This window comes from Segatella copri, assembly GCF_019249795.2.
GTDB classification, from domain to species: domain Bacteria; phylum Bacteroidota; class Bacteroidia; order Bacteroidales; family Bacteroidaceae; genus Prevotella; species Prevotella copri_B.
Genome location: NZ_CP156891.1, coordinates 2,819,902 through 2,840,673, shown reverse-complemented (window position 1 = coordinate 2,840,673; position 20,772 = coordinate 2,819,902). Strand labels below are relative to the sequence as shown.

Here is a 20,772-nt window from a genome sequence, read left to right as displayed (position 1 = left end):
AAATAAATATTTGGCTATTTCACAATAAATGCGTAAATTTGCACCGAATTTCGAAATTATTATGGCAGATTTATTGAAAACAGAACAGCAGTTTAAGGATGTCATGAGTGAATGCAGGACATTATTTGAGAAGAAGCTTCATGATTATGGAGCCTCTTGGAGAATCTTGCGCCCTTCTTCTCTGACAGACCAGCTCTATATCAAAGCGAAGCGCATCCGCTCGCTCGAAATCAAGAAAGAATCTTTGGTTGGCGAAGGTATCCGTCCGGAATTCATCGCCCTTATCAATTATGGTATCATAGGACTCATCCAGCTCGAAAAGCCTTTCGTGGATGAGGTGGATATGACACCCGAAGAGGCTATGAAACTATACGACCTCCATGCAAAGGAGGCACTGGAGCTGATGCTCAGGAAGAACCATGACTATGATGAGGCATGGCGCTCGATGAGAGTCAGCAGTTATACCGACTTCATACTGACCAAGATTCAGCGCGTAAAGGAAATTGAAGACATCGCCGGCGCTACCCTCGTTTCTGAAGGTATTGATGCCAACTATATGGACATCATCAACTATGCCGTCTTCGGTGCCATCAAAATGAGCGAGAAGTAAAAATATAAAATGATGAAGAATAAGGCAACTCACATATTAGCAAAGATAGCGGTCAATATCGGGCGACTGCTGATGGCTATAACCTTCATTTTCTCAGGATTTGTGAAGGGAATTGATCCATTAGGCACGCAATATAAGATAACCGACTATCTGGAGGCGCTGCACATCGACTGGATGTTCCCCGACTGGAGCACCCTGGTGATGTCGGTATTACTAGCCACTGCAGAGTTTGCCATCGGTATCTTCCTCCTCTTCGCCATCCGACGGAGACTGATGAGCAAGATCACCCTTGCCGTGATGAGCGTGATGACGCTGATTACCCTGTGGATCGTTATCGCAGACCCAGTAAAGGATTGCGGATGCTTCGGTGATGCCGTAGTGCTCACCAATATGGAGACATTCATCAAGAACATCATCCTCCTGATATTCGCCGTCCTGCTTTGGAGAAAGCCGCTGGAGATGCAGAGACTCATCTCGAGACAGACCCAGTGGGTGGTGATCAACTACACCTTCCTCTTCTCCATCGTGATGAGTATCTGGAGTCTGTGGTATCTTCCGCAATTCGACTTCCGTCCTTATCATATAGGTGTCAACATCGCCAAGGGCATGGAGATACCGAAAGGAGCCAAGCAACCCAAGTTTGATACCACCTTCATCCTGGAGAAGAACGGAGAGCGGAAGGAGTTTACGATAGACAACTATCCCGACTCTACCTGGACCTTCATCGACAGCAAGACGGTTCAGACCGAAGAAGGTTACGTACCTCCAATCCACGACTTCAGCATAGCTGATGCCAAGACGGGAGAAGACATTACCCAGGAAGTGATTCACGATAAAGGCTATACCTTCCTCCTGGTTTCGCCACATCTTGAATTTGCCGATGACAGCAACTTCGGCAATATCGATGAGATTTACGAATATGCCAATGACCATGACTACCGTTTTCTCTGCCTCACGGCAAGTACGGAGAAAGCCATCAAGCACTGGCAGGACATAACAGGAGCGGAATATCCCTTCTATGTCACAGACGAGACTACGCTGAAAACGGTAATCCGCAGCAACCCAGGTCTTCTTCTGCTGAAGAACGGAACCATCATCCAGAAATGGAGCCACAACGATTTGCCTGACATGGCAGAGATTGGTGACAAGCCACTGGAGAAGACCGAGATAGGCAAGATGCCGGAAGTAAGTGCCGCCAAGAAGATAGCCGGCATCATCTCCTGGTTCATCATTCCACTGGTACTCCTCACCATTGCCGACCGGCTCTGGGCTTGGGGCGCCTGGATCAGAAAGAAAGAGAATTCGAACAGAATATTATCAACTTTTAAAAAGAAAAGAAAAATGAGAAAGAAAATTGTAGCAGGTAACTGGAAAATGAACATGAACCTGCAGGACGGTGTTGCTCTCGCCAAGGAGATCAACGAGGCATTGGTAGCAGACAAACCAAACTGCGACGTAGTAATCTGTACTCCATTCATCCACTTGGCTTCAGTAGCTCAGGTTTTGGATTCAGAGATTGTAGGTCTTGGTGCAGAGAACTGCGCAGACAAGGCTAAGGGTGCTTTCACTGGTGAGGTTTCAGCAGAGATGGTAAAGAGCACAGGTGCTCAGTATGTTATCCTCGGCCACTCAGAGCGTCGTCAGTACTATGGCGAGACAGCAGAGATCTTGAAGGAGAAGGTAGAGTTGGCTTTGGCTAACGGTTTGAAGGTTATCTTCTGCTGCGGTGAGACTCTCGAGGAGCGTGAGGCTGAGAAGCAGAACGAGGTAGTAAAGGCTGAGTTGGAAGGTTCAGTATTCCACTTGAGCGCTGACGCTTGGAAGAACATCATCCTTGCTTACGAGCCAATCTGGGCTATCGGTACAGGTAAGACTGCTACTTCTGACCAGGCTGAAGAGATGTTGGCATACATCCGCTCTATCGTAGCAGAGAAGTATGGCAACGAGGCTGCTGAGGAGACTTCAATCCTCTACGGTGGTAGCTGCAAGGCTAGCAACGCTCCTGAGCTCTTCGCTAAGCCAAACATCGACGGTGGTTTGATCGGTGGTGCTTCTTTGAAGGCTGCTGACTTCAAGGGTATCATCGACGCTTGGAAGAAGTAATCTCATAAGGATATTACATTTCCCGAAGGGATGCCTTCTCGTGAAGCGCATCCCTTCATTCTTCATTACACCTTATTATATATAGAGATCCAAAAATAAGGTGCTGTTTTAAAACAAGATGACAAAAAAATAAAAGGAATAGTCATGAAACAATTCGTCACATTATTGATTATGATCCTCTGCTCAACATTCACAGCTAATGCGCAGAACTACCTGGACCATCTCAAAAAGAAGGAACCGGGAAAGGGTGTTGTAACCGTGAACCAAAGTAAGGCGATTGATGAACTGGTAAACGGCAAACAAGTGATTCCACAAGACGACAAGACTAAGACTACCCCACAGAAAAAAGAAAAAGAGCCTGAAACTCAGCACAAGCAGGGTCCTGATTCCCTGAAAAAGGCTGAGCCACAGCATCGTGAGGCAACCCGAGAGAATGCCCACGTGAACAATGCCCAAAAGGCAGAGAACAAAAACGAAGAAAAAGAGACACCTGTAGTGGATATGCGCAAGAAAGTGATGCGCAAAAGCTATAAGGTTACAGGATATAGAGTACAGGCTTTTGCTGGCGGCAATTCACGTAACGACCGTCTGAAAGCAGAACGGACAGGCAACCAGCTAAAAGTTCATTTCCCAGAACAGCCGGTTTATGTTCATTTCTACTCACCAAGATGGATTTGCCGAATGGGCAACTTCCGCAGCTTAGCTGAAGCCCAGAAGATACTCGCCAAGGTTCGCTCCCTGGGATACAGACAAGCATGCCTTGTAAAGGGACTGATTACGGTACAGTACTAGTTAATAGTTTATAGTTGATAGTTAACAGTTTACAGCATTGATGCCGTAGGTCTAACTATAAACTATTAATTGTAAATTATTAACTATTTATTAAGAATTATAAAATAAATAAGATGAATACAGAAACAGAATTTCGCGAGGGATTGGACGAACTCGCAGAACACTATACTGAAGTATTAAAGCTCTTGGGAGAAGACCCTGAACGTGAAGGACTTGTAAAAACGCCGATGCGAGTAGCCAAGGCTATGCAGATACTGACTCGTGGCTATACACAGGATGCACACAAGGTATTGACCGATGCCCTCTTCGAAGAGAAATACAACCAGATGGTCATCGTGAAAGATATTGATTTCTTCTCGATGTGCGAGCACCACATGCTTCCTTTCTATGGCAAGGTGCATGTAGCTTATATCCCAAACGGAAAGATTACCGGTCTGAGCAAGATAGCCCGTGTGGTTGATATCTATAGCCACCGTCTCCAGGTACAGGAGCGTCTTACCCAGCAGATTAAAGACTGCATTCAGGAAACATTGAATCCTCAGGGTGTGATGGTTGTGATAGAAGCCAAGCACATGTGCATGCAAATGCGAGGTGTAGAGAAACAGAATTCTATTACCACCACCAGCGACTACAGCGGAGTTTTCAATTCACTGAACACCCGCCAGGAGTTTATGAGTCTGCTGAGAGGAGAAACGAAGAGAATTTAAATATAATGATTAGTTATTAGTGATAATCGTTAGAGTCCATAAGTAATCACTAATCAATACTAAATAATCAATAATCACTACTAAATAATCAATAAACACAATGTTAAGGTTTATATCATGGAATGTAAATGGCCTGCGCGCTTGCGTAGGCAAGGACTTCGAGAACCAGTTTAAGGAACTCGATGCCGACTTCTTCTGCCTGCAGGAAACAAAGATGCAGGAGGGACAGCTCGACCTTCTGTTTGAGGGCTACGAGAGTTATTGGAACTACGCTGAGAAAAAAGGATACTCTGGTACAGCCATTTATACCAAGCACAAGCCTTTGAGCGTAAGCTATGGCATGGGCATAGAGGAACATGATCATGAAGGCAGAATCATCACGCTGGAATATGACCAGTTCTATCTCGTTACCTGCTACACCCCAAATTCTCAGACAGAACTCAAGCGCCTGGATTATCGCATGACTTGGGAAGACGATTTCCGCAAGTTTCTGAAATCTCTTGATGCCAAGAAACCAGTCGTCATCTGCGGCGATCTGAATGTAGCACACGAAGAGATAGATATCAAAAATCCGAAGACCAACCGCCGCAATGCCGGTTTCACCGATGAGGAGCGCGAAAAGATGACCGTTCTTCTGAATGATGGCTTCACCGACAGCTTCCGTTATCTCCACCCTGATGAGGTTACCTATTCGTGGTGGTCATACCGTTTCAAGGCCCGCGAGAAGAATGCTGGTTGGCGTATCGACTACTTCCTAGTATCCGACCGTATCAAGGAACAGATTACAGAAGCTAAAATTCATACTGAAATCATGGGCAGCGACCATTGTCCGGTAGAAGTAGATTTAACGTTCTAATCCTACCTTTCATCCAACATCAATAAGAATAATCAGAAGAGGGTGTGTCATAAGTTTATGATTCACCCTCTTCTTGTCGTTGGTAAATATAGGTCATTAAAAAAGGGGATGCACCTTCCTCACGGAAGCCATCCCCATATTGGTCATATCAACATAAAATTTTAATTTATATAAGAGAGATTTTCTTCTAATTCAATGAAGTAACAAAACTAGATAGTTGCTTATTTCTGATTACATGAACTGCTTCAACTCAGAGAGATTTCTCTTCTCAGAAGAACCGTCCTTATAAGTTACCATAAAGTAATCGTGAACAGACTTGCCATTCTTGAACTGAACGACAGCTACACCGCCTTCACGGAGCTGGAGTGTGAAGTAGCCTTCGCGCTTGCCATTAACATACTTGCCATGCCACTTCTCCTTACCATTCTTATAATAGGTAGTAACCTCACCATTAAAGATAGTATTGCGATCGTTGCCGAGGTCGATAAAGCTATAACCACCTTCAGCACGGAGATTACCGTTCATGTAGAAGTCCTGGAAAACGTCCTTCTTGTTAAGGCCTGAACCAGTAGTCATCAGCAGTCTGTAATAACTAGCCTGATCTGCACTGGTTACATTACTCATATTTTCTGCATAGAAAATAGTGTCAGCTACAACTGTTGCATTCTCTACGTGCTTACGACCGAAAGCTGCTATGGTCATCAAAGCCATCAATGAGAATAATATCATTCGTTTCATATCGTTTATTTTTAGGATGTTATTTTTATTGTCATTGTTTCTTTTTCTGGTGCAAAGATACAACGATTTCCGAAAAGTTCATAATTCCTTAACGCTATTTTATCTTATTTTTTGGTCAAGTTATACTTTTCGCTTTAGAACGCACACAATCTTACAATTTGCAATTTCATAGCCTAAAATTTCGCATATTGCACGAACGCTCACCTTACAAAACGCCATTTTTATGGAGTCAAGTTTACAAAATGTAACTAAATTGATATACATCAAGAAGATGGGAGCACAAGTTTTTTGGCATTTTGAGAAACTTTTTCAGGATATTTCTCGCCTATCTTCTTTTATTTTTGTATTTTTGCACGAAAATATATAATATAAGGTACGCGCATGAGAAAAATTCTTTATTTCATGATCGCCCTCACCGTTTTCAGCTTTGCATCATGCAAGGATACCGAAGGCTCTATCGGCGACCCTATCAGATCCAACGGACAAGACCGTGACACAGATATCATTACAGGCGATGATTATGTCTATCATCTGCCTGTCATCTTCCATGTCTTCTACAATAACACCACGCAATACATCAAATATACCCGCCTCAAGGAGATTCTCTCCAACGTGAACGAACTTTATCAGGGTGATGTTTACAACTATCAGATGGATACCATCCCGAGCGAGAACCTGCATATCCTGTTCGAACTGGCTGAAAAGGATGAGAGCGGCAAGAGGCTCAGTACACCAGGTGTGGAATATATCAAGGTTCCAGAACCGGAGTTCGACTGCGAGAGTTTCATGAAGGACAAGAAGTATGTACAGTACTGCTGGGACCAGAACAACTACATCAATGTGATGGTATATGCCTTCAAGAAGACCGATGAGAACAGCACCACGCTGGGCATCAGTCATCTGCCTTATCAGGTAGGCGGCTATCCACAGATAGACGGTTTGAGCAATGGCAAGAACTACCCGCTGAGCAAACCGGGCAAATTTCCATATTGCGTTTCGCTCAATTCAATCTATGTGGGAAAGAAGAATGAAGGATCCCGGTATACAGAAGACAAGTATAACAGGAAATATAAATCCAATACAGCGGATCCGAATGCTACACTGGCTCACGAATTGGGTCATTATCTGGGTCTCTTCCACAGTTTCTCAGAAAAGACTGTGAAAGGCAAATCAGAGGCTGCCAATGATGATGACGACTCTGACTATTGCGATGATACGCCTAGCTACAACCGAATAGCATACGGCAAATGGCTGACAGAATATATCAGTAATGCACAAGCCATCAAGAAGGATTCTCTCACCTTGAGAGATGTGGCCAAACGCACCAACAGCAAGGGTGAAGAATGGCAGTCAGACAATCTGATGGACTACTTCTTCTGTTACAGCATGCGATTCACCCCAGAACAGGCAAACCGCATCCGTCAGGTTCTGTATTATTCGCCTCTGATACCGGGTCCGAAGAAGATTCGTCCGAGAACCCGTGCATGGGATGAGATGCCGGAAACAGAAGATGACCTCCCAATCCGATATGCCAAAGAGCAGGCTGTCTGCATCAAGGACATCCGGTTACTGAAGGCTGAGAAATAGAAAAATCAGAAAAAAGAGTATTAAAAGAAACAGAAACAAGAAGAAAATGAAATATACAATCAAGGCTCCACGCCAACTCAATGCAAGTATCAACTTGCCAGCTTCCAAGAGTATCAGCAACCGTGCATTGGTAATCAATGCCATGGCGGAATGCAAGTTGCAGCCCCGCAACCTGAGCGATTGCGATGATACAGAAGTCATCATTGCGGCACTGCGCGATATGCCTGATGTCATCAACATCAAGGCTGCCGGTACTGCCATGCGCTTTATGACCGCCTATCTTTCTGCTACACCGGGCGAGCATACCATCACAGGTACCGAGCGCATGCAGAACCGCCCTATTGCTATCCTGGTAGATGCCCTGCGTTACCTCGGAGCTGATATACAGTATGAAAAGAAAGAGGGCTATCCTCCACTCCACATCGTTGGTAAGCCACTGGAAGGTGGACATCTCGAAGTGGTGGGAAACATCAGTTCGCAGTATATCTCGGCACTGCTGATGATTGGTCCGATTCTGAAAAACGGTCTGGAACTGAAACTGACGGGCGAGATAGCATCACGTCCTTACATCGACCTCACGCTGTGGACGATGCAGAACTTCGGAGCCAGTGCCGAATGGACCGATGTGGATACCATCACCGTAAAGCCACAGCCTTACAGCTGCGTAGCCGACTACACCATCGAGAATGACTGGAGCGCTTCTTCTTACTGGTATGAAATGATGGCGCTGAACGGAAACCCTGATTCTGAGGTAAGACTCGAAGGCTTGTTCGACAATTCCAAACAGGGCGATTCTGTCGTGAAATACATCTTCAGTCTGCTGGGCGTGAAATCAGAATTTGAGAACCGTGATGTTCTTTCTCCTGTCAAGTTGAAAGTCCAGCGTTGTCTCTTGCCTCGTTTCGACTACGATTTCAGCGGTTCTCCAGACCTTGCACAGACCATCGTTGTAGCCTGCTGTGCCCTGGGCGTAAAGTTTAAGTTCACCGGTCTTGCCAGTCTCAAGATCAAGGAGACCGACCGCATCGAGGCATTGAAGAAGGAGCTGAAGAAGGTGGGTTACGTGATTTATGACGAGAACGATAACACGCTGATTTGGGATGGCGAGACCTGCGAGCCTAGTTTCGAGCCTATCGATACCTACGAGGACCATCGCATGGCACTAGCCTTCGCCCCTCTTGCCTTCAAGTTCCCTCAGATAGAAATCAACAATCCAGAGGTGGTGAGCAAATCCTATCCTCATTATTGGGAAGACCTGAAGAAAGTTGGGTTTGAGATAGTTGAAAGTTAATAGTTAATAGTTAACAGTTTATGCTATATTTAGTTTTGGCCCTGGTGGTCCTAGGCTTGATAAGCGCCATTTTCGGCATCATCTCTCATCGCAAGGGAGAGGATGAAGAACCGCTGCAGGAAGGAGTTTCGTGCAATACCTGCAACGGAGAGAACTCCAAATGCGAACAGGAATGCTTGATGGAAGCCGCCACCAAGGAAATAGAATACTACGATGACGAAGAACTAGACCGGTTTGCAGGAAGAGCTGCCGACGACTATACCGATGAGGAGGTAGAGGAGTTCTCGGAAGTGCTCTATACGATGCAACCGGAAGAGGTGGCGGGATGGAACCGAAGTCTGATACTGAGAGGCATCAACCTGCCCAACCAGATTAAAGACGAAGTCATCAGTTTTTTAAGTTAAACATGCAATGCGCAAAGTTTAAAGTTCAAAGTTTTAAGTTCAAAGTAAAGACATGGATATACTGCAATATACATTTTTTCAGAACGCGCTGATTGGCGCCCTACTGGCAAGCATCCTGTGCGGCTTTGTAGGCACCTACATCGTCACACGCCGGCTGGTTTTCATCAGCGGTGGCATTACGCATGCCTCTTTTGGCGGCATCGGTATCGGCGTATTTGCAGGCATCAACCCCATACTCTCTGCCATGGTATTCGCCATTTTGAGTGCCTTCGGCGTGCAATGGGTATCACGGAAGAAAGATGTGCGCAAAGACTCTGCCATCGCCATGTTCTGGACCCTGGGCATGAGCGTGGGCATCATCTGCTGCTTCCTTACTCCGGGATTCATGCCCGACCTGCCCTCTTTCCTCTTCGGAAGTATACTTGCCATCGACAGCACAGACCTCTGGCTTCTGGCAGGTCTCACCCTGTTTGTAGCATTGCTGTTCATCTTTCTGTTGCGTCCTATCCAGACCATCGCATTCGACAGCACCTTTGCCAAATCGCAACATCTGCCGGTTACAGCGATAGAATATATGATGATGACGCTCATCGCCATGACCATCGTGGCAACCATCAAGATGGTGGGCATCGTACTTGCCATCAGTCTGCTCACCATACCACAGATGACAGCCAACCTCTTCACCTACAGCTACAAGCGCATGATAGGAGCCAGCATCGTGATAGGCTGCATCGACTGCATCGTAGGCCTCTATGCCAGTTATCTACTCAATGTGCCATCAGGTGCAACCATCATCTTCGTCAGCATCATCCTGTTTGCAGCAGCAAGGATACTGGCAGCCAGAAAGCACTAAGGCTTTCACACGCCCTAAAAGAAAAATTTTAAATAAAGAAGAAACTTATGTTGAAGCATTTCCCATTCAGAAACCTCTTGCCAGCTATGGTTGTCCTTGCCTTTGCAATGACCATAGCAGGATGCTCTACGCAGAAGAATACGGCGAAGAGCAGATGGTGGCATGCCTTCAACGCCCGATACAACACCTATTATAATGGTACCGTAGCCTATATAGAAGGCTCGCTCGAAAAGGAAAACGGGAATAAGGATAATTACTCTGAAATGATTCCTTATTATACTGTGGGCAACAAGAACAGCCGCGAACTGGGCAAGTCGAACTACGACCGCGCCATCGAGAAATGTGAGAAAGCCATTCACCAGCATAGCATCAAGCGCCGCCCGGTATGGGACAAGAAACGCCGCAAGACAGCCAAAGACCTGGAATGGCTGCAGCGCCGTGAATATAATCCTTTCCTCTGGAAGGCATGGATGCTGATGGGCCGTTCCCAGTTTTTTGAAGGCGATTTCCAGTCGGCAGCAGCTACATTCGCCTATATGAGCCGTCTCTACGCCACCCAACCCGGCATTTACGGCAAGGCACGTGCCTGGCTCGCCAAGAGTTATCTCGAATCGGGATGGATATACGATGCCGAAGATGTAATCCGTAATATCGAGCGCGATTCCATCCACTGGCGTGCCCAGAAGGAATGGGACAAGACCTATGCCCTCTACTATCTGAAGACCGGACGCTATCAGGAGGCCGTTCCGTATCTCCGCAAAGCCATCGGCTATGAGATGCGACGCAAGCAGAAAGCCCGCCTCTGGTATCTGATGGGACAGGTAGAAGCACTACAGGGACATACCCAGAATGCCTACCGTGCCTTCAAGCATGTCATCCGTCTCAATCCGCCTTACGAACTGGAGTTCAATGCCCGCATCTCCATGACCGAGGTACTGGCAACCAACAACTCCCGGAAGATGGTATCTAAATTGAAGCGAATGGCAGCGAGCGACAAGAACCAGGAATATCTCGACCAGGTTTATTATGCCATCGGCAACATACATCTCAACCAGGGCGATACCCTTCAGGCTATTGCAGCATACGAAAAGGGTGCCGCGAAATCAAGCCGAAACGGAGTAGAGAAAGGTGTATTGCTGCTGCATCTGGGCAATGTATACTGGCAATGCCACCGTTATGGCGATGCCAAGCGATGCTATGATGCTGCCATCGGACTCCTGGACCAGGACCGCAAAGACTACAAACAGCTCTCCGACCGTTCGAAGGTTCTCGATGAACTGGTGCCTTATACCGACGCCATCTATTTGCAGGACTCCCTGCAATCGCTTGCCCGCATGAGCGAAACAGAACGGAATGTCGCCATTGACAAGGTGATAGATGCCCTGAAAAAGCAGGAAAAGGAAGAAAAGAGAAAACTGGCAGAACAGCAGGGCAACTCCGACTTCGGCAGAAACAACGGCAATGGTTATAATAGCAGAAATAACAGGAATCAGGGAAACAGCAATGCCTCATCCGGCTTCGGAAACGGAGCCATGGGCAACGGCGGTTTCGGCAACACCAATACCTGGTATTTCTACTCCCAATCTGCCGTAGCCCAAGGCAAACAGCAGTTTGAACGCCTCTGGGGTAAGAGAAAGAACATAGACAACTGGCAGCGGAGCAACCAGACCGTAGTAGCCGATGCCAAAGGTGTAGAAGAAATGACTGATGAACAGCGCGATTCACTCCTCAACGAGGCACAGAAAAAAGACCTTGAGAAGGAGAAAGAGAAGAACCTGAGTGCAGAAGAAGATCCGCATCAGCGTGCCTACTATCTCGCTCAGATTCCGCTCACCGAAGAGAAGATGGCAGAAAGCAATCAGATTCTGGACGACGGACTGCTGCATGCCGGCATCATTCTGAAAGACAAACTCAATGATCTGGACGAAAGCGAACGCATGCTGCAGCGACTGGTAAAGAAGAACGCAGCATACGAACATCTCGATGATGCCTACTATCACCTCTACCTGCTCTACAACATCAGGAAGCAGCCAGCCATCGCCAGCCGCTATCTCGACCTGTTGAAAGCGAATTATCCGGAGAGCCAATGGACCGCCCTACTCACCTCTCCTTATTATGAAGAAGATGCGAAGATGGGCATTCATCTCGAAGATTCGCTCTATGCTGCCACCTACGACGCCTTCAAGGCTAACCTATATAATAAGGTGGTACACAACAGGGCTATCTCTGACAAGCGCTATCCTGAAGGAGCCAACCGCGACAAGTTCCTCTTTATCGGCGGACTCACCCAGCTCCACGAGGGTAATATCCAGGCATGTCTCGATGATATGCAGCAGGTGGTAGAGAAATATCCGAACAGCCGACTCAGCGAAATGGCGGGAATGATTCTCAACGGAGTGAAAGCCGGCAGACAGCTCAAGGGCGGCACATTCGACCTGAGCAATGTATGGTCGCGCCGCAACGCCGTACTCAATGATGACGTCAAATCCAAAGCAAAAGTATTCAGCATTGAGCGCAACGAGCCGTTCGTCTTCATGCTCGCCTACGTTCCTGATTCTGTGAACGAGAACCAGTTGCTCTTCGAGATGGCGAAATATAATTTCACCTCCTATCTCGTGCGTAATTTCGACCTCGTCATTGACGAGCAGAATGATCTGCACCGCATGCAGGTAAAGGGCTTCCGCAATTACGACGAAGCACGCCAGTATGCCAACGACATCTACCAGCATCAGGCCATCACCCAGCTTCTCTCAAAGGGAGCCCGAGGCATCGTAATCAGCGAACCAAACCTCCTGCTGCTGGGCACCAGTCTGAGCTACGACGACTATACCCTCTTCTATACCCAGCATCTGGCACCGCTGAAAATCAGCAAGGACCCACTGCTTGAAGAACCGGAGGAAATCATCCAGCAGGAAAAGACTGATGATTCTGAAGAAAATGAAGAAGAAACCGGAACTGCCGAAAGCGGAACAACCGGAACCCAGGGAACCGATGCGGATATAAAGGAAGAAAAAGCGCCAAAGACAGCTTACGACAACGACGACAGTCTGGATTTGGACAGCGAAGAATATGATTTAGATGGATTTTAGTGGAATGCCGAAGAAATCATGGAAGATACCTTCGTATGGCTCTGGAACAACCGAAGCACGCTGGAAGAGGCAGACAGCGTAAAGCCGCTCTGAGCCGCAAGGGCTACTGAGGTATGGGCACAGCACAGGCTCAGACATATCATGAATGAACTGAAAATATGTCTCATACGGGTTTGGTTTAAAACTGCTTTTAGTTATTTCTACAAAGAACAGAAGAAGGTAACTAGGAAGGGTACAGAAAAGTCGACACAGAAACCATGGAAGATGGAAACGATGATGAAACTCTCGCCCGAATATCGGGTGATGATAGGCAACGTTGTATCCATGGTCGTAGCTCCACCTACACTGATAGGTGCCAGTTTGCCGAAGTATTTTGCCAACAGCGGAGCACACAGCAGGGTGAGAATCTCGCGGCAGATGTTGGCAAGAAGGGCGATGGTTCCCAGTTCGGCGCCCCTGGATTCGGTGATGAAGATACTCGAAAGAGAGTAATATCCGAATCCTGAACCTATAGCCAGACAATCGGTAAACTGGCGGTGGCTCAAGATGAGAGATACGGCGGCACAACCTGCCAGCGTACCCAAAATGGTCATCACAGGGAGCATCATCAGACGGGGATTCACCTTCTTGAAACTCTTCAGCACAGAGGTATCGCAACCGATGCTGATACCTACGCAGAACATCAGGCAGCAGAGTGCATAATAGCTCACGTCGCTATCCAGAAGACCTGCCGGAATCACATCACACAAGCCTACGATGATACCCAGAACAAAGAAGCTTACGATAATCAAACTGCCTTTCATGCCTTGCCTCCTTTCCCGGTTTCAGCGTGAGCCGACGATTTAGCCTGCTTTGCTGTAACATACTTCCACAATGCCCAAGCAAAGAGCGCACTACCCAGACAGCCTCCCAAGGTCAGGGCTATCGCCTCAAGTCCCAGGGTCTGAAGACCGCTGATGATACGAGGGTTAGAACCTACCTCGATACCGAGCAGGAACAGGAGTACCCATATCAGCGCCGTGATGATACGGCCGATAAAACTCATTTTCTTGTTGCGGAGCAGATAGCCGGTACCTATTCCGCATAGCATAATCATTACTATCTTGAGCATTGTTTCTTGTTTTTCTTCTTTTTATTGTTCGTTTTTATGAATTACCTTACCATAAAAAACGGATTCCCGATCGTATTATTGCTTAATAGACAAACTTTTTAAGTAATTGCGTCTGATCATAATGCTTACGTTTAGTTATACAAATAAGTTTTAATTAACCTATGTTTTTAGGTTTTGTCACAAGGTAATACAAACGTTTTCATAAAAAGTACCAAAGAATCTTCATCATTAACTCTCTTTAACACGAAGTCGTGTTCCTCATTCCATTTTTCTTTGTACTTTAGCACCCCGAAAAGAAAAAGGATATAAAATATGAGCAACGGACTATTACTTTGGATAGACGACGAGATAGAACTTCTCAAGGCACACATCATCTTTCTGGAAAAGAAAGGATACGAGGTGCAGACGGTAAGCAACGGCCCTGATGCCATTGAACTTTGCCGCCAGCAAACCTTCGACCTCATCCTGCTCGATGAAATGATGCCGGGACTCAGCGGACTGGAAACCCTGCTACGCATCAAGGACATCCAGCCTTCCACACCGGTAGTGATGTGCACCAAGAGCGAAGAAGAAAACATCATGGACCAGGCAATCGGTTCAAAGATAGCCGACTATCTGATCAAACCCGTAAACCCGAACCAGATTCTGCTCTCGCTCAAGAAGAACATTCACCGCAAAGACATCGTGGCGGAGGTGACGCAGAACGGATACCAGCAGGACTACCAGCAGATAGCCATGCAGATGATGGAATGCAGAAGTGCGGAAGACTGGATGGAGATTTACAGGCGACTGGTAAGCTGGGAACTGAAGCTGAGCGATACGGCAAGTCCGATGGCAGAGATGCTGGGCATGCAGAAGGAAGAGGCTAACCAGGGTTTCGCCAAATACATAGCCAAGAACTATCTTGACTGGGTGAGTCCCGACAACAGAGACCGCCATCTGATGAGTCCCGACATCTTCAAGCGCAAGATATTCCCGCTGCTCGATGAGGGCAAGAAGGTGTTTCTGATTGTGATAGATAACTTCCGCTATGACCAGTGGCGCATGCTGGCTGAAGACATCGGCGACCAGTTCGACATCGACGAGCAGCTCTACATGAGCATCCTTCCTACCGCCACGCAATATGCGCGCAACACCATCTTCAGCGGCCTGATGCCGAACAAGATAGCCGAAATGTTCCCTGACCTCTGGGTAGATGAGGACGAGGAGGAAGGCAAGAACCTCAACGAGGCGCCGCTGATACAGACCCAGATAGAGCGATTCAGAAAGCACTATACCTTCAGTTATCACAAGGTGAACGATTCGCAGGGTGCCGACCGCTTTCTGGAGCATTACAACGAATGCCGGAACTACGACCTGAACGTGCTGGTGATTAACTTCATCGACATGCTCTCTCACGCGCGTACCGAATCTAAGATGGTGCGCGAGCTTGCCAACAACGAGAGTGCCTACCGCAGCATCACGCAGAGCTGGCTCCGCCATTCAGTTCTCTCCGAGCTCTTCAAGCTCCTTTCGCAGAGCGATTATCAGGTAGTGCTCACCACCGACCACGGCAGCATCAGGGCATCGAAACCAATCAAGATTGTAGGCGACCGCAATACGAACACCAACCTGCGCTACAAGCTGGGCAAGAATCTGGCTTACCAGAGCAAGGAAGTTTTCACCATCAAGGAGCCTCAGCGTGCCCAATTGCCGGCACCTAACCTGAGTACCTCGTATGTATTTGCCACGGGCGACAGTTTCTTCGCCTATCCAAATAATTACAACTATTATGTGCAATACTACAAGGATACCTTCCAGCACGGCGGCATCTCGATGGAGGAAATGCTCATACCGCTCATCACGCTGACACCTAGAAAAAGGTAATGATTGTCAGTTAACAGTTAATAGTTGATAGTTAACAGTTTATAGAAAACATATATGAAGATAAAAATTGACTCATTAGACACGATCCATGAAGCAGCCAAGGAATTTCTGCAGAACATGGGCGACGGCAAGGTCTTTGCCTTCTATGGCAAGATGGGAGCCGGAAAGACAACATTTGTAAAAGCCATTTGCGAAGAACTGGGCGTAGAAGATGTCATCACATCTCCTACCTTCGCCCTCGTAAACGAATATACAGCGGGCGACGGCTCACCTGTCTACCACTTCGATTTCTACCGCATCAAGAAACTCGATGAGGTTTACGATATGGGCTACGAAGATTATTTCTACAGCGGCAACCTCTGTTTCCTGGAGTGGCCGGAACTGATAGAAGACCTGCTGCCGGAAGACTGCACCAAAGTGACTATCACCGTCGAAGAAGACGGAACAAGAAGCGTAGAATGGTAAGTCACCGACAGCCCCGAAAATGCGTCCCGACGTAGACTTTACTACGTCCCGACGCAGTTCTCATTACGTCCCGACGTAGCAAAGTCTGCGTCGAGACGTATTTTTATCCCCCTCGTGGCGCAGTTTGAAAGGCAGGAAAAAGAACAAAAAAAGCATCTGGCTGAGAATATGTTTTCTCAAGCCAGATGCTTTTATCATTTCCTATCCGGGCTGATTACAGGAGAGCCTGGAACTTCTCGGTGAGGGTTGCCTTAGAGGCTGCGCCAACAAACTTATCTACCAGCTGGCCACCCTTGAAGAAGAGGATGGTAGGGATATTACGAACACCAAACTCCATAGCGATGTCGTCGTTCTCCTCTACATCACACTTGCCTACTACCAACTTGCCGTCAAACTCCTCAGCAAGTTCTGATACGATAGGAGCAATCTGGCGGCAAGGACCGCACCATGTTGCCCACAAATCTACTACCAATGGCAGTTCGCCATTCTTGTAGCTCTCGAAATTCTCGGTTGTAATTGTTACTTCCATTTTTCTATACTTTTATATATTAAAACTAAAATTATCTCTAATTGATCTGATAGCTCATCTTAGGATGCTGCTCGATATACTGGATGAGGGCATGGCCTACACCCACCGTATGCTCACGGGCACGCATCAGCAGATAGGTATTGCTGTCAACATCATGTATCTGGAAAAAGAGCTGCGCCTTGCCCTCGTCATTCTCCAGAATAGTCTGCAGGTCGCTAACCATCGTTTCATCTATCGCATCGCTCTCCACATTGATGGTAAAGCGGTCGATGCGGTTCTCCTTGACCGTCTGCAGATACTCTACATTGCCTATCTGGAAATCGAGATAGTTGGCATTGCCGTAACGGGAAACGCACTTGGCGGTAATGTAGATGGTGCTGCCTTCAACCATGATGCCGCGCCACTTGCCCCAGTCCTCGCCAAAGAGAGCCAGCTCGCCTGAACCCTCAAAGTCTTCAAGCGTAACAAAACCGCACGGCTTGCCCGTCTTGGTAAACTTCGACTTCACACCCGTGATGATGCCGCCCAGCACCACATCCTCCTTCTTTGCCAGTTCCTGCTTGTCGCCCAGTTCGGAACAATGGGTATTGCAGAGAGAATTGAGGATGATGCTGTACTCATCGAGCGGATGGGCAGAAAGATAGATGCCCACAAGCTCGCGCTCACGGTTCAGACGTTCGATGGTGCTCCAGCTCTCAGCATCAGGAATAGGCGGCGTAGCTATCTCTATCGCCTCGGTACCGCCAAAGAGTGAGTTGGCAGCCTCGTGCTGTTCCTGCTGGAAGAGCTGACCATAGCGCACCAGCGTATCGAGGAAGGTTTCGCCCTTGTTGTTCTTGCCGAAGAACTGCTCGCGACGGATGCCGAAGCTGTCGAAACCGCCACTCAGCGCCAAGGTTTCGAAAGCCTTGCGGTTCACGCTGGAGTAATCTACACGCTCGGCAAAATCGAAGATGCTCTTATAAGGTCCGTTCTTCAGTCGCTCTGCCACGATGGCATCGGCTGCCGGAGCACCCATACCCTTGATGGCTGAAAGACCGAAACGTATCTCTCCATGCTCGTTCACACCGAACACGCGGTAACTCTCGTTCACATCCGGACCCAAGGTCTTGATGCCCATCGACTGGCACTCCTCCATCAGCTTGGTGATTTCGGTAATCTGTGCAAAGCGTCGGGTCATCAGCGCCGCCATATATTCGGCAGGATAGTGCGCCTTGAGATAGGCAGTCTGGTAGGCTACCCACGAATAACAGGTGGCATGAGACTTGTTAAAGGCGTAGGAAGCAAATTTCTCCCAGTCGCCCCATATCTTCTCCAGCACCTTCGGGTCGTGGCCGTTCTCCTGTCCCTGCTTGATGAACTTAGGCTTCATCGCATCTACGATAGCCTTTTTCTTCTTACCCATCGCCTTACGCAGCGCATCAGACTCACCTCGGGTGAAGCTCGCCAACTGACGGGAAAGAAGCATCACCTGCTCCTGATAGACCGTGATGCCGTAGGTATCCTTCAGATACTTCTCCATACACGGGATATCGTAGGTAATCTCCTGCTTGCCGTTCTTGCGGGCAATGAAATCAGGGATGTAATCCATAGGTCCCGGACGGTAGAGGGCATTCATGGCGATGAGGTCCTCGAACACCGTAGGCTTCAGCTCACGGAGATACTTCTGCATACCCGGCGACTCGAACTGGAAGGTTCCGATGGTCTGACCGCGCTGATAGAGCTGATAGGTCAGCTCGTCATCGATAGGGATGGTATCGAGGTCAACGACATCGCCCGTAGTCTGCTTGACAACCTTGCATGCCTCCTTCATCTCGGAGAGGGTCTTCAAGCCCAGGAAGTCCATCTTAATCAGACCGGTGGTCTCGATGACATGGCCGTCGTACTGCGTTACCGCCGTCTTCAGTCCCGGGAAATCAGGGTCATCAGCAGTAGATACAGGCACCCAGTTGCTGATAGGGTCGCGGCAGATGATGAATCCGCAGGCATGGATACCCGTGCCTCGGATGGTTCCCTCGAGCATCTTGGCATACTTGATGGTATTGCTCTCGCGCGGATCGTTGGAGAACTCTGCCTCGCGCAGCTCTGGGGTATATTTGATGGCATTGGTCAGGTTCATCTTGGCACCGTCAGGCAAACGGTCTGGGATAGCCTTGCAGAGTGCATTCGCCTTATCCAACGGCAACTTCTCTACACGCGCCACGTCCTTGATGGAGTTCTTCGTGGCCATGGAACCGTAGGTAATGATATGGGCACAGTTCTCATGACCGTACTTATCCATTACCCATCTCAGCACCTTGCCTCGGCCGTCATCATCAAAGTCGGTATCAATATCCGGAAGGTTCACACGGTCTGGATTCAGGAAACGCTCAAACAGGAGGTCGTACTTCAATGGGTCAATCTTGGTAATGCCCAAGCAGTAAGCCACCACCGAACCTGCCGCAGATCCACGTCCCGGGCCCACCATCACGCCGAGTTCCTCGCGCGCCGCCCTGATGAAGTCTGACACAATGAGGAAGTAGCCCGGGAAACCCATGGTCTTCATCACGTGGAGCTCGAAGTTTACATGCTCGTCTACATTCTCGGGCAGCGGGTCGCCATAAAGCTTTTTAGCTCCCTCGTAGGCAAGGTGGCGCAGATATTCTGCCTCAAACTTGATACGGTATATCTTATCGTAACCACCCAATCGGTCGATTACCTTCTGACCTTCCTCTGGTGGCAGCGGGTTCTTGCCGTTCTCATCAGAGGTAAACTCCTTGTAGAGATCTTCTTCTGATACCTTCTGTCGCAACTGCTCCTCGGTACCGAAACTCTCCGGAATCGGGAAGAAAGGCATGATAGGACCATGGTCGATGCTGTAAATCTCCACCTTATCCAATACTTCGAGGGTATTGGAAAGCGCTTCGGGGATATCCGAGAACACCTCGTTCATCTCCTGGCGGGTCTTGAACCATTCCTGCTTGGAATAGCGCATACGGTTAGGGTCGTCGAGATCCTTGCCGGTAGCGATACAGAGCAGATGGTCGTGAGCCTCGGCAGTCTCCTTATCCTCGAAGTGGCAGTCGTTGGTGCACACCAGTTTGATGTTAAACTCCCTTGCCATCTTGATAAGTTCCTTGTTGGCACGCTGCTGCAACTCGTAAGCCTCGCGGTTGGCAAGCAGACTTGGATCATCGGGCACTTTATGTCGCTGGAGCTCGAGATAGTAATCATCGCCAAAGAGGTTGTGGTACCACTGGCAAGCCTCGCGGGCTCCTTCCAGGTCACCATGCAGAATCTTGGATGGCACCTCGCCTGCAATACATGCCGAACAGACGATGAGGTCTTCATGATACTTCTCCAGATCGGCACGGTCGGTTCGTGGGCGCATGTAGTAACCATCCACCCACGAATTGCTCACCAGCTTGATGAGGTTCTTGTATCCATTATAATTCTTGGCAAGTACAATGAGGTGATAACCGCTCATATCGCCCTTATCCTTCTCTCGGTCGGCTTTGGTTCGGCGTGCCACATACATCTCGCAGCCTATGATAGGCTTGAAAGGTTCGAGTCCCTCCTTCTTGCGGTCTTTATTAATCTTGCCGCAATAGTCGGTGAGTTCCTTGATGCCGAACATCACACCGTGGTCGGTTACCGCCATACCCTTCATGCCGTCCTTGATGGCCTTATCTACCAGATGCGGTATCTTCGACTGGCCGTCGAGGATGGAGTATTGGGTGTGTACATGCAAATGAACAAAATCTTCCATTATCTGTTTAAAATTCGAATTTT

18 protein-coding genes are annotated in these 20,772 nt (G+C 48.1%); 12 read left to right on the top strand and 6 right to left on the bottom strand.

The genetic code is table 11. The features are described 5' to 3' along the window. The first annotated feature begins 61 nt into the window (after window positions 1-61). The 5 genes from KUA48_RS11765 (at window position 62) to KUA48_RS11745 (ending at window position 5,068) form a co-directional block, all read left to right on the top strand. Window positions 62-610, top strand: coding sequence for a DUF1599 domain-containing protein (locus tag KUA48_RS11765; RefSeq protein ID WP_228112588.1), 549 nt, complete (start codon window positions 62-64; stop codon window positions 608-610). A 9-nt stretch (window positions 611-619) separates the two neighbouring features. Further along, entirely contained in the window at window positions 620-2,713 is a 2,094-nt protein-coding gene (locus tag KUA48_RS11760; protein WP_218432886.1) for a BT_3928 family protein, read from the top strand. Between the two features lie 144 nt (window positions 2,714-2,857). After that, window positions 2,858-3,505 (top strand): SPOR domain-containing protein, encoded by a 648-nt coding sequence (locus KUA48_RS11755; RefSeq protein ID WP_153072366.1) that lies wholly within the window; start codon window positions 2,858-2,860, stop codon window positions 3,503-3,505. A gap of 113 nt (window positions 3,506-3,618) precedes the next feature. Further along, on the top strand, window positions 3,619-4,212 hold the full coding sequence (gene folE, locus KUA48_RS11750) for a GTP cyclohydrolase I FolE (RefSeq protein WP_119227323.1): 594 nt from the start codon (window positions 3,619-3,621) through the stop codon (window positions 4,210-4,212). A 100-nt stretch (window positions 4,213-4,312) separates the two neighbouring features. After that, entirely contained in the window at window positions 4,313-5,068 is a 756-nt protein-coding gene (locus KUA48_RS11745; protein WP_153072367.1) for an exodeoxyribonuclease III, read from the top strand. Window positions 5,069-5,299: 231 nt separating this feature from the next. Here the strand turns inward: KUA48_RS11745 and KUA48_RS11740 are convergent, their stop codons facing one another. Next, the gene (locus KUA48_RS11740; RefSeq protein ID WP_119227338.1) at window positions 5,300-5,806 is read right to left on the bottom strand and encodes a VCBS domain-containing protein; all 507 of its coding nucleotides are present in this window, start codon (window positions 5,804-5,806) and stop codon (window positions 5,300-5,302) included. Window positions 5,807-6,187: 381 nt separating this feature from the next. On the opposite strand from KUA48_RS11740, the gene KUA48_RS11735 reads away from it, so the two are divergent. Genes KUA48_RS11735 through KUA48_RS11715 form a run of 5 tightly spaced genes read left to right on the top strand, consistent with a single transcriptional unit; the run spans window position 6,188 to window position 13,030 of the window. Continuing rightward, window positions 6,188-7,393 carry a zinc-dependent metalloproteinase lipoprotein gene (locus KUA48_RS11735; protein WP_218432884.1) on the top strand — a complete coding sequence of 402 codons (1,206 nt, stop codon included), beginning with the start codon at window positions 6,188-6,190 and terminating at the stop codon, window positions 7,391-7,393. A 46-nt stretch (window positions 7,394-7,439) separates the two neighbouring features. Beyond that, window positions 7,440-8,684 (top strand): 3-phosphoshikimate 1-carboxyvinyltransferase, encoded by a 1,245-nt coding sequence (locus KUA48_RS11730; protein ID WP_218432883.1) that lies wholly within the window; start codon window positions 7,440-7,442, stop codon window positions 8,682-8,684. Between the two features lie 20 nt (window positions 8,685-8,704). Then, window positions 8,705-9,088, top strand: coding sequence for a hypothetical protein (locus tag KUA48_RS11725; RefSeq protein ID WP_218432881.1), 384 nt, complete (start codon window positions 8,705-8,707; stop codon window positions 9,086-9,088). A 52-nt stretch (window positions 9,089-9,140) separates the two neighbouring features. Further along, complete coding sequence (locus tag KUA48_RS11720; protein WP_218432880.1) at window positions 9,141-9,941, top strand: metal ABC transporter permease; 801 nt, start codon at window positions 9,141-9,143, stop codon at window positions 9,939-9,941. Between the two features lie 47 nt (window positions 9,942-9,988). Further along, on the top strand, window positions 9,989-13,030 hold the full coding sequence (locus tag KUA48_RS11715; RefSeq protein ID WP_218432879.1) for a lipopolysaccharide assembly protein LapB: 3,042 nt from the start codon (window positions 9,989-9,991) through the stop codon (window positions 13,028-13,030). Here the strand turns inward: KUA48_RS11715 and KUA48_RS11710 are convergent. The 3 genes from KUA48_RS11710 to KUA48_RS11700 are packed head-to-tail and all read right to left on the bottom strand — an operon-like array spanning window position 13,027 to window position 14,141. Continuing rightward, window positions 13,027-13,197 (bottom strand): hypothetical protein, encoded by a 171-nt coding sequence (locus KUA48_RS11710; RefSeq protein ID WP_153072372.1) that lies wholly within the window; start codon window positions 13,195-13,197, stop codon window positions 13,027-13,029. The genes KUA48_RS11715 and KUA48_RS11710 overlap by 4 nt on opposite strands. A gap of 33 nt (window positions 13,198-13,230) precedes the next feature. Continuing rightward, on the bottom strand, window positions 13,231-13,833 hold the full coding sequence (locus KUA48_RS11705; RefSeq protein WP_153079720.1) for a lysine exporter LysO family protein: 603 nt from the start codon (window positions 13,831-13,833) through the stop codon (window positions 13,231-13,233). Continuing rightward, complete coding sequence (locus KUA48_RS11700) at window positions 13,830-14,141, bottom strand: LysO family transporter (RefSeq protein WP_153072374.1); 312 nt, start codon at window positions 14,139-14,141, stop codon at window positions 13,830-13,832. Before KUA48_RS11700 ends, KUA48_RS11705 begins: the two co-directional genes overlap by 4 nt. A 312-nt stretch (window positions 14,142-14,453) precedes the next feature. On the opposite strand from KUA48_RS11700, the gene KUA48_RS11695 reads away from it, so the two are divergent. Both KUA48_RS11695 and tsaE read left to right on the top strand, forming a co-directional pair. Beyond that, the gene (locus KUA48_RS11695; protein WP_218432877.1) at window positions 14,454-16,007 is read left to right on the top strand and encodes a bifunctional response regulator/alkaline phosphatase family protein; all 1,554 of its coding nucleotides are present in this window, start codon (window positions 14,454-14,456) and stop codon (window positions 16,005-16,007) included. 54 nt (window positions 16,008-16,061) lie between these two features. After that, window positions 16,062-16,472, top strand: coding sequence for a tRNA (adenosine(37)-N6)-threonylcarbamoyltransferase complex ATPase subunit type 1 TsaE (gene tsaE, locus KUA48_RS11690; protein WP_144153657.1), 411 nt, complete (start codon window positions 16,062-16,064; stop codon window positions 16,470-16,472). 214 nt (window positions 16,473-16,686) lie between these two features. Here tsaE and trxA read toward each other — a convergent pair whose 3' ends face one another. After that, window positions 16,687-17,001 carry a thioredoxin gene (gene trxA, locus KUA48_RS11685; RefSeq protein WP_118066009.1) on the bottom strand — a complete coding sequence of 105 codons (315 nt, stop codon included), beginning with the start codon at window positions 16,999-17,001 and terminating at the stop codon, window positions 16,687-16,689. Between the two features lie 37 nt (window positions 17,002-17,038). Then, a complete protein-coding gene (dnaE, locus tag KUA48_RS11680; RefSeq protein ID WP_153086878.1) occupies window positions 17,039-20,749 on the bottom strand; it encodes a DNA polymerase III subunit alpha in 3,711 nt (1,236 codons plus the stop codon). Window positions 20,750-20,772: the final 23 nt, after the last annotated feature.